A 12,812-nucleotide genomic window follows, 5' to 3' on the forward strand; every position below is an offset into this window, starting at 1 on the left:
TTCCTTTTCGTTGAGCAAAAATTTATAGCCATTTATGTAGAAAAGCTACATAGGCGTCTGGACGTCTAGAAGTTTATTGTGTTACTCTGCTGTCAAGCAATCGAATTGATTTCATCAGCTAGTTGAGCAAGATTCATGTGGAGAGAAAATGATAGAGCTTAGACACCTTCGCACCTTGATGGCGTTAAAGGAAAGTGGCAGTTTAGCGGGTGCAGCTAAAAAACGGTTTGTAACCCAGTCGGCGCTTTCTCATCAAATAAAAGAGTTAGAGACACGAATTAACTCAACTATTTTTGTTCGTAAAAGTAAACCGTTAACGTTTACTCACGAAGGTTCACGTCTGCTGAATTTAGCGGAAGAAATCTTACCGAAAGTGATTGCAACCGAGTCAGATCTTAAACGCGGTTTAGAAGGTGAAAGCCAACAGCTTAAGCTCGGCATTGAATGCCACAGTTGTTTTCGTTGGTTAATGCCCGTTATTGAGCAATTTAAACAGCATGCGCCAGCAGCTCAAATTGACATTTCGAGCCGTCATTTATTTGATTCACTCAATGCGTTGGAGACGGGGAGTTTAGATATAGTGCTAACATCTGACCCTGTGCCAGGACATAGCGTCGCATATCAGCATCTATTTGATTTTGAAGTAAAGTTAGTCGTTGCTAGTGATCACGCATTAGCGGCACAAGCGTTTGTCACGCCAGCGCAATTGGCAAAGCAAACCTTAATCAGTTACCCCGTGCCTTTAGCGCGTTTAGACATATACAAACACTTTTTAGAGCCCGCGGGGATTGAACCTGGCGAGCAAAAGCAATGCGATTTAACCTCCATGCTGTTACAAAGAGTAGCCTGTAATGATGGCGTAGCAACCCTACCAACTTGGTCTATCCGAGAGAGTCAGGGGCTAAGCCTTACTGCGGTAAAATTAGGAGCAGAAGGACTAAAACGTCCTTTGTTTGGGGCCTATCGTCGCGATGCCACTAATGCAAATTTAATCCAAAAGTGGCTCGAACTGGTAGCAAGTGAAGGCATAAATCTACAACGGGTTGATTAATAAACCTCGTTTAGACAGTACGCGTCGAAGCACAAGTCCTGGAGAATCAGGGTTTTGTGTTTGGCGTAAGTTATGTGCAATCAAAAATTCTTCGCGTAAATCATCATCTAGCCCTAATGACGCAAATGCTTCGAGCGATAACTGCTGTTGTTGTTTATCAATAAGCGACTTCAATACTTTTAACGATACTGGTCGAGACAACTCAGCATTTAAATAAGCAAAAGCGGTTAACGCAATCACCTGCCCAAACACACTAAACAACGCTAATGTTTGCATTTCATCCGCATCGATTTTAGTGCCTACACCAATGTCGTTGTCTTCACGTAACAGTTGTATGCAATCCACCGCAATGGTTTCATTTAATGCCCAATAGCCTTGAACCAGTTTTTTGTAAGGCTCAGAAAGTTCATCAAGCCTTTCTTTAAGGTAAAACGAAAACGCGTAGCGATAAATGTTCACTTGGCCCAAACGGATTAAGGCATCTTTTACACTACGGCTTTTTGTTGATATGACACCTGCTGTTTGCGCGGTATTACTGCGTAACAATAAATGTGCTGCCAAAGCAGGATCCGCTGAAATGATATCGATAACGACTCGAATATCTGCTTCGTTAATCAGAGATTTTTTTAATGGAATTAATATGCCACGACGACCAATGACTTGCTCTTCATTGCCAATAATAGCTTGAACTTGAGTAAGGACTTGTTGCTCAAGATTAGTCATATTCATCAGTTACCTTTTCTTAGAATAAATCACTTTATTCATTAATTTAACGATATATTAAAACGAAAGCCAGTAATAGTTTACTGGCTTTCGAAAGGTTATTCGCTAAAAAAAGATAATCTAGAAACGATAACCCGCAGTCAGTCTAATTGAGCGACCAGTACCAGAATAATAACCACTGCCATAAGCCGAGTAATAACCAGTGCCAACATAATCTTCATCAAGCAAGTTATCTACACGTAAGCTACCATTCCAACCTGAATAGGTATAGTTAAGCGCAAGGTTTGTTAGCACGTAACTGTCTAACTTATCACCGGTATTGCTGTTGTCGCCTTCCATGTAACGCTCACCAGTGTAAACACCTTCAACAAACGCTTGCCAATTATCAGCAAAATCATAGCTTACGAAGGCTTTACCTGAATGTTTTGCCACCCAAGATAACGCTTTACCGTCGTTCTCACCTTGAGTGAACTCGGCATCAATATAGTCGTACGAAGCACCTAGCAGCCAGTCATTTGATAACTGCACATCATAAGCAGTGCTCACACCAAAGCGGCGAGATTCATCGGCGTTTACGTTAGCACCACCTCCATAAGGCCCATCTGTACGACCGCCTTCGTAAACAATCTCATCTTCTAACTCAAGTTGATAAGCATTGATTTTTAATGTTTGAGTTGTAGTGGTAAAGTCCCAACCTGCTTCGTAAGAACGGCCTGTTTGTGGATTTAAACCTTGTACATCAAGCGGGGTGTAAGCTTGTTCATCGACTTTGGCAAAACGGAAGTTATCATTTGCACGGACATAAAAACGATGTTCACTGCTTGGGCGAAAATTTAACCCTAACTCCAACGCATGGGCGTCATTATCGATTTCAATACGGTTCGGATAAAGTAATTGGTCATATAAATCGTCAGTCACTTCAGAATAACGACCACCAACAACATAAGATAACGTCGGCGTTATCGGTACCGATGCTTGCACATAAGCGCTCTTTTGTGTTTGTTCATTATTTCGTTGCGTATAAAGTGTATCGAAATCAGCTTCACCTTTACTCACATCAATACCAGCAACAAAATTTAAATCACCATGTTCTAAATGATAGTTAGCAGTAGCTTTAGGTGAGAAACTTAATAAGTCGCGCTCAATACGCCCTGCTCCACCAAATAACAGACTCGTGGTTGATGTATCCGAGTAGGTTAAATCAGCACCTAAGGCCCAAATATTATTCAGCTGGTATTGATAACCGCTGCGCAATGCTGTGGTTATTTCATGAGAAAATTCACCTTCAGAAAATGATGCTACTTGGCGAGGATCTGCTTCGTACTGCGCCAGCGTTAGCGCGCCTGGTGCTTGGCGATCGTTATCAAAATGATTAACTTCAACATAGAAGTCTTCGGTATCTGTTTGATATTGTAAGCGACCTAGAATAGAACTAGTTTCATTGTCATTATTATCGCGGTAATTATCACTTTCGTTATAGCTGGCCGCTAAAAAGTAACGCCATGCATCGTTGATAGCCCCTGAAATATCGCCCTTAGCTTCATAGGTATCAAAACTGCCACCACTAACCTGTAAACCACCACCCGTTTCTGTCGGTGCTTTGGTAATGATATTGATCACGCCGCCAACAGCTTGGTCACCATATAGTACCCCTGCACTGCCTGATAAAATCTCAATACGCTCAACTAAGTTAATCGGGATCGACTCAATGCTCGGTGCCGCAATATCAATATTATTCAGTCTGCGTCCATCGACTAAGATCAGCGTGTTATTAGCGGCTTGTGATGCAGAAAACCCACGCATAGAAAATACACTGCCCGAGTTATTATCCGACACCTGAATACCAGATTGTCCACGTAATAAATCGGTTAAATTGGTGGCGCCGCTCATTTGAATATCAGCAGCATCAATGACATTAACATTGGCAGCAATATTTAATGGCTTGGCAGCATTACGGCCAATAACCACAATGGTTTCATCCATGCTGATAGCCGAAGACGAGGGGGATGTAACAACTGATTCAATCGCAACAGCATTAACACTTGCGACACTGAAGACAGCACTTAATAACAGTGCAATTTTTGTTGGTTTAGTACCCATTTACCTTTAACTCCTGAAAGGAAAAATGGGGCAATAACGCCGCAATATAAAACTCCTCTTGGGCCTTATTCTACAGAAAGGTTCTATAAATAAGCACACAAGCGGTATCACATTACATTTCGAGATCTGCCCACCGAAATCATCGAAATCACCTTTAAGGCCGGTCTCCGGACTAAGGTTATGGCGTTACACTAAAGGTAAACGCACGCGAGTCGAGATGATTAACGCAAGGTTATTGCGCACCTGACTCTCACCAATCACCGTTGCGGGGGCAGTACCAGATTTACACTGGTTTCCCGATTATCCTGCTTTGGTCTATCGTTTCAAAGCAAGCACCGTAAAGATTGACTATTAAATTATCATAAGTTGATATTCAACTCATGATTGAAAAATATCTGTTGTTATGTCTGCGTTAACATTGAGTACCATAGTACTGTCTGACTAATGAGTGACATCCCAAAATATTAGCGCGGCGATTATAACGGATCCTAAGGTGAAGTTGATACTAACAAAAGCTTAACTCACAGATTATTCAACTTGTCGGGCATTCAACATGTTACGAGAGTGACACTAGAAATGGCCAACAACGCTATCAACACGGCACTAATTATATCAACACAGCGCTAATATATGAATATGTCGTCAATGTTAGCGATAAATGTCGACGTTAAGGTTGGCTCATGAAGTTACGATAATTATCGATAGTGATAGGAGCTGTCTCTGTGGTAAAAATGGCTGTACGAATGGATTTATGGATTAAGTAGACATTTTCGTCATCACTTATCACCGTAAAATAGCCCATCTCACCTTGCGGGCTGGAAACATAAGACGCTTCAACCACTGTGGAAGAATGATGAATATTAGGCATACTGGTGCAGCCTAATAAACCATGTACAGCCTCGAGCCCATCGACTTTAGAACTGCCTAGCTGTTGATAAACAATTTTGCCTTCACAATGTTCTTGATATGTCGCCGCCATCGAATCTAAAAACTGGTCGGGTTCAACGTCATTTGCTAAGCCTTTAAACCCCTGCATACAGACTAAACGAGACCAATCATTTAATGATTCATTGGATGGAATAAACTCAGCCATTGTCATATCGCCACGTTTATCGCTGAATGCAAGCTTCCAATCTAATGGCGGTAAAAAGCCAAATTTTTCAGATAGAGCCGTGAGTTTTTGAACATCCTCAGACATCACCATAGCACCTGATGAGTTGTCATCTTCGCCAAATGCCATCAGTGCTGGAAGTGTCGCAGATGCACTACTCGGGAACAGGAACATAATTCCTAGACAGCCCGAGCAGCCGATAATTGCAGCAATCTTGTTCATCCAAATGAATCCTTATTTGGTCAAGAAAGAGATAAGTTGACTAAAAATCATTCTAATTAGGTATATCCTATCCTGAACATACAAAAATTGACACTTATCGATAACATTTACATCGTTGGTAAGATGTTAGTTTAGTTCTTCGTCATCTTCGTCTTCAGCATCGTCTTCATCTTCAGCATCGAATAACTCTTCTTCATCGACGGCAGATTCTGCAGCTATAGCCGCTGCTAAACTTTTAGCTTTAAGGTGCTTTTCAGTTTTACGCTTGTTACGATCAACTTGCTTAGATAAAAAACCTTGCAGTGATTGCTCGCCCCATGCAGTAGCTTCTGCTTCTGAAGCAAAACCATCTTGGCTTTTTGATACTATGGTTTTAGTCGATGTCATACGACGAGTGATTTCGGTTTTCCACGTGTTTTCAATTTGAATAACACGTAAAGCATACTTTTTGCTATCGCTCATAATCTATTCTTTCCTACTTAAGGTATCACAGGCTAAAACCCATGAAATTTCAGCCGCGCAGTGTACTCGAAACGCACGAGTTTGGGCAGCTATTTAATGGTTATTTTTGCAGCTTATTTGAAAAATTAACTCAGTGGCAAGCGTAATGCTGCCACTGGAGAAAATATGATGAATAAAATCTCGCTGCGATGCGGTTATTGTTTCACTAATTGGTTAGAACCAACAATCATCATTTCACATTTATGGCAGTCAAACACCAACTTCAATTTATCTTTACCGACGTCTAAAAACATTGGGTCGGCTTTAATCCCTTCAACTTCTTTCGGGCATAAGTTAAAGCTGTAACGCAAACAATGTTTGGTCACCATTAACGGTGCATCATGCAACACGTTATTTTTCTCATAGGTATCTTCAATTTGAATCACCCCATGCTGATGATAAAACGATTTAGCTTTTTCGTTAGCCACGTTAGATAAAAAGCTCAATGCTTTTTGTGGGAAACGCGCCGTTTTATCGTGCACCCAACGCTCTGGTCGTTGGTAACTCGTCACCCTTGTGGCCATTAATGCACTCACAGCATCGCGGCGTAGCTCGTTTACCACAGAGGCAGGTAAAAACCACATTTGCTCCGTCAGTAAATTAACCTTATTCAATACAAAATCACTGCTGCCAAGTTTGCTAAGTTGCTTTTTCAGATTTTCTGCCGTTTTAGCTTGATCATTCGCAGGGGCTTTATCACAGGCTAAGGTAACGGTTGCACTTATACCGTGTACATCGGTGATGGTTAATCCGACGCCGTCATCGGTATCAAAAAATTGCATATCAACAGCTATTTTACGCGTGGCAGAATCTTTATTTAAGATAGCTTCAAACTTATGATCGAAGTTACGGAACATCATCACGCCAATTTTAAGATCTTTAGGCACCTCAGTTAAATACAAGGTATTACCGTCGGCGCGGTTAATGCGCACACCGGAGAGCTTATCGTCAGACAACCGCTGGGTTTCATAATGTTCAACAAAGAAACATAAGCCATCACCATTGTTAAAATGAATGTCTTTGCCACTTTCACTGGTATCGATTTTAATAAAGTCTTTACCTACTTGGGTGATACGGCCCACTTTTTCACCGATAAACTTAGGCGAACTAAAATGCTCAATGGCCTCAGTGCGTTCATTGACAAAATAATCTGTTTTACCGCGGTTAAAACTTTTATCAGGATCGGGCGTAAAATTAAACTCGCAACGACCATGAGAAATAGATTCTACATCATTGCGTTTAGCAATAATGGCATCCAGTTGTTGACGGTAATGTGCGGTAACATTCTTGAGGTAAGTAATGTCTTTTAAGCGGCCCTCAATTTTAAATGAGCTAATGCCCGCATCAATTAAGGCTTCTAAATTATCCGTTTGGTTATTGTCTTTTAGTGATAATAAATGCTTATTTTCAGCTAATACTTCACCTTCACGCGTAGTCAAATTACACGGTAATCGACACATCTGTGAACATTCACCGCGATTAGCACTGCGATTAGAATATGCATGGCTTAAATTACATAAACCGCTATAACTGACACATAACGCACCATGAATAAAGAACTCTAACTTCATTTTTGTGCTAGCAGCAATGTCGCGAATTTGTGGAATATTCAACTCACGAGCTAACACGACTTGTGAAAAACCGACTTGTTCGAAAAAAACCGTTTTTTCTGGGCTACGGTTATCAGTTTGGGTACTCGCATGTAACGCGATAGGTGGAAGATCTAATTGTAAAACCCCCATGTCTTGAACAATCAAGGCATCGACACCGGCTTCATAAAGTTGCCAAATAAGCTTTTGCGCTTTATCAATCTCGTCATCCATTAAAATGGTATTGAGCGCCACAAACACTTGGGCATGGTAACGATGAGCAAATTCAGCTAAGCGAGCGATGTCTTTAACGCTGTTGCCAGCATTATGACGCGCGCCAAATGCAGGGCCGCCAATATAAACCGCATCAGCACCATGACGAATAGCTTCAATGCCATAATCAGCATTTTTAGCCGGTGCTAACAGTTCAAGTTGGCGCTTTACAGGCGCCTCAGGGGTGAACAATTCTACAGAAACCATAATGTTAATTAAATTTCGCATTGATTCGGATAAAAAAGTGCGCCAGCATACTAATATTGTCGCATTGACATAAGTATGTTGACGCACTCACATAGCTTTATACTTTAGCAAACTTTGAACAAAGTTCTAAGTAAATTCGTTGCTAATTACCGCTTAAACAACTGCTGAATATAGCTTATAAAAACAACTCTTGGATGTTTTTAAAGTCAGCTTTGCCTTCAGCAATTTCTTGCGGATTAAGCCCAGACACTTCATGGGGAAACACTAACCAATCTTCAGATGAATGAATAAAATATTCAGGTTTTAAGTCTACTTTAGTGTTTTTTGGCTTGTAATAAGGGCATGCGATACGGATATCGGTTGGCATGTTCAAACGCATGAACTTTCTTAATTTACCAATAAGTGCATCAATACTGCGGCCAGAGTCAAATACGTCATCAACGATCAACAAACCATCGCTAGCATTGGCATTTTCAATAATGTAATGCAAACCGTGTACTTTGATATTCTTATCTTGTTTGTCAGTGCCAATACCATAATAAGAAGACGTTCTAACGGCTATATGGTCAGTTTCAACTTTCTTGAAATCAAAATACTCTTGGACTGCAATACCAATTGGAGCGCCACCGCGCCAAATACCCACGATAAACTGAGGTCGAAAGCCACTATCATATACTTGTGCAGCGAGTCTAAATGAATCTTCCAGTAGTTGTTGCGCACTAATAAAGTGTTTATCTGTCATTGGTTAAGCCCCCGATTATTTTATTGCGGAGAATTTTATACCAAATAAAGCTTTCTTGCCTGTAAGAATAGGAATTAATTGATCAAACCCATAAAAATAAAAATGTTGATCAAATCATAATATGACTCAATATTGATTGTTACCTATTTGAAGCATGCTCGTATCGGCTATCATGTCACGCGGAACCAATCTGTCATCAGTAAGCATACTATCAAGTTAACGTATTCGCTGAGTGGCCAAATAGGCTTATTGGTGGAGATAAATCTACTTGTCATTGAAAACGACTATGGCATAGTGGGTTTTAATGACAAGTAGATTAATCGCCAATTCAGGATGAATACGCCACTATGCTGCTCAATAAAACCTTACACAATACTTACGGTACTGGACTGGCAAACACCACGGACAGCAACGAACTCAATGTGCCCAAAGGTGACAACCCGCTCATATGGCCTGTGCTGAGTTTATTGCAATCATCAAATCAAAGTTGGAAAGTGCATCATTTAGCCAGTGAATTACAAACTAAAGGTTTAATGCATAACCTTGACCCATTACCCGAAAAAGACCTATTCAAACGCAATTTTCTCCTGATGAACGCCTTGTATGAATTACAAGACATACTGATGCCCAAGCAGTGGTTGCAAGTGAAGGCGATGGAAATCCAAATATTTCGGATCATTCCAGCCAGTGCTGATATACAACATATTCGCGATGGTGCATTACGTGACTATTATCTCGATTGGAACAATTATGATTCCAGCGTAAACGTTGTACGGGAAATGCTTGAGTCATTCTGGTCTAGCTTTCAAGAGTATATTGGCGTTAACACACAGTTGATGCACAAAGGTCATGCGTTAAAAGTGTTTGAACTTGATGAAACCGCAACCAATAAAGACATTCGCAAGCAATGGCGTAAGTTAGCATTAAAATGGCATCCCGATCGTGAACAAGGTAATGCTGAACGCTTTCGAGAAGTGTGCGAAGCATGGCAAACACTCAGAGATTAGCGTTGATCGGTAAACTACCGTGGTTGAACACTCTTCATCCACAGCCGTTATCGTTGTCAGCACTAAAATGTTCAGGGTGACTGTTCTACATTCATCCTTCCACATCAGCCCTGCTAATTCAACATGCCATATCGGCCTTGCCACATAACCCAACAACAATGAACCGCTTATGACCACTCTTCATCCACAGCCATTATCGTTGTCAGCATTTAGATTACTGTTCTACATTCATCCTTCTATATTATCCCTGCTAATTCAGCATGCCATATCGGCCTTGCCACATAACCCATCAACAATGAACCGCTCATGACCACGCAATAGTGACATTGGCACAGATCATTAACCTCACAGCAATATCTGAACTTTATTAAAGGATTATCCTCATAAAGCACGCATCGATCACGAAATTAGCGTCTTTTTGATTGATGATTTAAGCCATAATTCAGCTAACAAACTTACCCTAATTAGCTCAAGCAGATTAATCGAATCCTAGTGACTATTTACTACTAACATCGATTTACTACTTACATTGATTCGCTATTAACATAGATTAGCTATTAACATAGATTTGAGGTTTACATGATTAAATATTTTGCCATAGTACTAACGCTCATCACCGCCTCGTTTAGCACATTTGCTACACCATTTGTTGAGGGTAAGCACTATACCCAGATTTCTAACAACATGGTTCCAAGTGAACCTAAAGTCACTGAATTCTTCTCGTTCTATTGCCATAACTGTTTCAATATGGAAAGCCAGTATCTACCTGAAATCAAGGCGGGTTTAGACAAAAAAATCGCTTTCGACAGCAAACATGTCGACTTTATGAATAGCGACTTGGGCACTGAAGTCATGCGCGCATTAGCGGTTATTCATGAACTAGATAATAAAGAAGCGTTAAAAATAGCCATGTTTGGCGCGATCCAAGGCAAAGATAATACCGGCGGTCACGACCACGCTGCAGCTGGACATGAACACCAATCACAAATTAATAACCGTGATGATATTAAAAATGTTTTTGCTGAGTTTGGTGTCGATGCAGAGCAATATGACACGGTAGCAGACAGTGCAGACACCAATAAAAAGTTAACCATGTGGCGTCAACAGCAAGTGTCGTATGCAGTACAAAGTGTACCGGCATTTATTGTTAACGATAAATACGCTATCAATTTAAATGAAATGCGTAGCTTGGACGATATCATTGGGGTCATTAACTACTTAGCATTAAAGCAGTAGTGCTAACCAATACAAAAATGGCTATCCAATGGATAGCCATTTTTTATCTCTATTGCTTAACTCGCTGTGGTATAAATTGCATAACTTAATCGCGGTAAGGTCACCGTTAACTCTGCTGATACGGCCTGTGCGGCATCTTCAATTGGTGGCACTACAACATCTGGCCATGTGGTCATTAAGCGATAACGCTTGCCCTCTTGGGTGACATTAATCGTCTGCGCTTGCTCACCGCTATTAAACACCATCAAAAACTCTGCCCCTGTTTCAGGGTCTACCCGAGCAAATGCAAACATGTCTTTGTCTGCTTGATAAAAGCGGTCTTGATATTGACCACGACGCAAAATAGGATATTGCTTACGCAGTTCACTCAGTTTTGCTATTGCTTGATACAAAGGGTGTTTAGGGTCAAAGTTATCATCTGCGGTCGTCGCGTTCGTGCCCAGTAAAATATTGTCATTGTAGCTAGCAACGTGAGATGCAAACATATCTTCTCGTGCGTCAATGTCATTGCCATCGCCCGTAAATCCTTGCTCATCACCATAATAAATCACTGGAATACCGCGAGATAAAAACATAAACGCATGCGACAAAATACTGCGTTGCAGTTTATCGGCTGAGCTTACATCAGGATTGGCTTGATTGACGAAATAGCCAGTGCGGCCCATGTCATGATTACCTAAAAAAGTCATCAATAAATCAGCCTGGCTGTCGTCATCTTGATATAACGAATCTTGGGCAAATAATTGCTGGGCTAATACAGGACTCTTGCCGCGATAAAAAATATCTGCCGCAGTTTGTTGAAACGCAAAGTCCAATACCGAAGGTAACTTGCCTTGGGTAGTAAAAACGCTGAGGTTGTTAGGGTTGGTATCGTACACTTCACCAAACACATGAAACTGAGGAATGCCTTGCGCCTTGGCAAAGTTAACGATTTCAGGGCTAAACGTTTGCCAAAATGACAAGTCCACATGTTTAACCGTGTCGATCCTAAATCCATCTGGCTTAAATTCTTTAATCAGATTTTGGTAAATATCAACCATGCCAGATACCACTTGAGGATCTGCGGTATTAAGATCATCTAAGCCACTAAAGTCGCCATTTAATGAGCTCTCACCTTTGAATGTGCTATCACCTTGGTTGTGATAAAAACGCGGGTCATTTAACCAATCAGGCACTTTTACACTCGCTTGATCTTGCGGCACAAACGGCGTGTAACTGTCGCCCTTTTCAACTTGAGCTAACGACTTGTATTCGCAATGGGTTTGCGGCGCAATAAACTCTCCCGACGCTTGATGACACTCTTGGTACTTGATGACATCGGCCGTGTGGTTAGTAATAATATCAAAAAAGACTTTTATACCGCGTTGATGTGCCGAGTCTATTAGCTGTTTTAAGTCTGCGTTAGATCCAAAATGCGGGTCTATTTCGGTAAAGTCGACAATCCAATAACCATGATGCGCAATGCCATCTGATTGAATGGCCTTATTTCGCAATAATGGCGTCATCCAAATCGCGGTAATACCAAGGTTTTGGAGATAATCTAACTTTTGTTCAATGCCTAAAATATCACCGCCATGAAAACCGCGACTGCTGCTAGTATCAAAACCACCCGCTGAAATTGGTTTAGAGGTAGAGCCGTTGTCATTACTGCTATCGCCGTTATAAAAACGGTCTGGCAATACAAAATAGAAAATATCGTCCCGAACATCACGATGTAAGTAATCTTGGTATATATCAGCTTGTACGCTTGGTTGTGGCAAAGGCTGAACGGCCGACGCTACCACTTCTGTTTCTGCCTGCTGACATCCACTTAACACCAATGCTGCACTCAATAGTGCCCATGTTGTCTTGTTCATATTGTCTTAGAATCCTTTAATTGAATGGCATCGAGAAATGCTCGGGTATTGCTCAAACATGCTGTAGTGATGATTAAGGTAACTCATGTCCTTTATCGCTGACATACAATGCATACCAACACCAATGCTGCACTCAATAGTGCCCATGTTGTCTTGTTCATATTGTCTTAGAATCCTTTAATTGAATGGCATCG

Annotated in this window: 10 protein-coding genes and 1 riboswitch; of the genes, 3 read left to right on the forward strand and 7 right to left on the reverse strand. The window is 41.1% G+C overall.

Features of this window, described 5'->3' with window-relative positions; all coding sequences use genetic code 11:
• Window positions 1–148 precede the first annotated feature (148 nt).
• Window positions 149–1,051, forward strand: a complete 903-nt coding sequence (locus AAEY94_RS06050; RefSeq protein WP_101085914.1) for a LysR family transcriptional regulator — start codon at window positions 149–151, stop codon at window positions 1,049–1,051.
• Here AAEY94_RS06050 and AAEY94_RS06055 read toward each other — a convergent pair.
• The 6 genes from AAEY94_RS06055 to AAEY94_RS06080 form a co-directional block, all read right to left on the reverse strand.
• Complete coding sequence (locus AAEY94_RS06055; RefSeq protein WP_101086305.1) at window positions 1,034–1,774, reverse strand: HDOD domain-containing protein; 741 nt, start codon at window positions 1,772–1,774, stop codon at window positions 1,034–1,036. The two genes, AAEY94_RS06050 and AAEY94_RS06055, sit on opposite strands and share 18 nt — an antisense overlap.
• A gap of 120 nt (window positions 1,775–1,894) precedes the next feature.
• A complete protein-coding gene (locus tag AAEY94_RS06060) occupies window positions 1,895–3,874 on the reverse strand; it encodes a TonB-dependent receptor (protein WP_162022436.1) in 1,980 nt (659 codons plus the stop codon).
• A 141-nt stretch (window positions 3,875–4,015) separates the two neighbouring features.
• Window positions 4,016–4,229: riboswitch (cobalamin riboswitch) on the reverse strand.
• Window positions 4,230–4,541: 312 nt separating this feature from the next.
• The gene (locus AAEY94_RS06065; RefSeq protein WP_101085916.1) at window positions 4,542–5,207 is read right to left on the reverse strand and encodes a hypothetical protein; all 666 of its coding nucleotides are present in this window, start codon (window positions 5,205–5,207) and stop codon (window positions 4,542–4,544) included.
• 126 nt (window positions 5,208–5,333) lie between these two features.
• Window positions 5,334–5,669: a DUF3622 domain-containing protein gene (locus AAEY94_RS06070; RefSeq protein WP_101085917.1), complete on the reverse strand. Its 336-nt coding sequence runs from the start codon at window positions 5,667–5,669 to the stop codon at window positions 5,334–5,336.
• A 194-nt stretch (window positions 5,670–5,863) separates the two neighbouring features.
• Complete coding sequence (locus tag AAEY94_RS06075; RefSeq protein ID WP_101086306.1) at window positions 5,864–7,777, reverse strand: peptidase U32 family protein; 1,914 nt, start codon at window positions 7,775–7,777, stop codon at window positions 5,864–5,866.
• A gap of 175 nt (window positions 7,778–7,952) precedes the next feature.
• Window positions 7,953–8,519 (reverse strand): phosphoribosyltransferase, encoded by a 567-nt coding sequence (locus tag AAEY94_RS06080; protein WP_101085918.1) that lies wholly within the window; start codon window positions 8,517–8,519, stop codon window positions 7,953–7,955.
• A 347-nt stretch (window positions 8,520–8,866) separates the two neighbouring features.
• Between AAEY94_RS06080 and AAEY94_RS06085 the strand changes: the two genes are divergently transcribed.
• Window positions 8,867–9,526, forward strand: a complete 660-nt coding sequence (locus tag AAEY94_RS06085; protein WP_101085919.1) for a DNA-J related domain-containing protein — start codon at window positions 8,867–8,869, stop codon at window positions 9,524–9,526.
• A 579-nt stretch (window positions 9,527–10,105) separates the two neighbouring features.
• Entirely contained in the window at window positions 10,106–10,762 is a 657-nt protein-coding gene (locus AAEY94_RS06090) for a thiol:disulfide interchange protein DsbA/DsbL (protein WP_101085920.1), read from the forward strand.
• Window positions 10,763–10,818: 56 nt separating this feature from the next.
• On the opposite strand, the gene AAEY94_RS06095 is transcribed toward AAEY94_RS06090, so the two are convergent.
• Window positions 10,819–12,618, reverse strand: coding sequence for an alpha-amylase family glycosyl hydrolase (locus tag AAEY94_RS06095; protein WP_101085921.1), 1,800 nt, complete (start codon window positions 12,616–12,618; stop codon window positions 10,819–10,821).
• Window positions 12,619–12,812: the final 194 nt, after the last annotated feature.

It is taken from the genome of Shewanella sp. AC34-MNA-CIBAN-0136 (assembly GCF_040309945.1).
GTDB lineage: Bacteria > Pseudomonadota > Gammaproteobacteria > Enterobacterales > Shewanellaceae > Shewanella.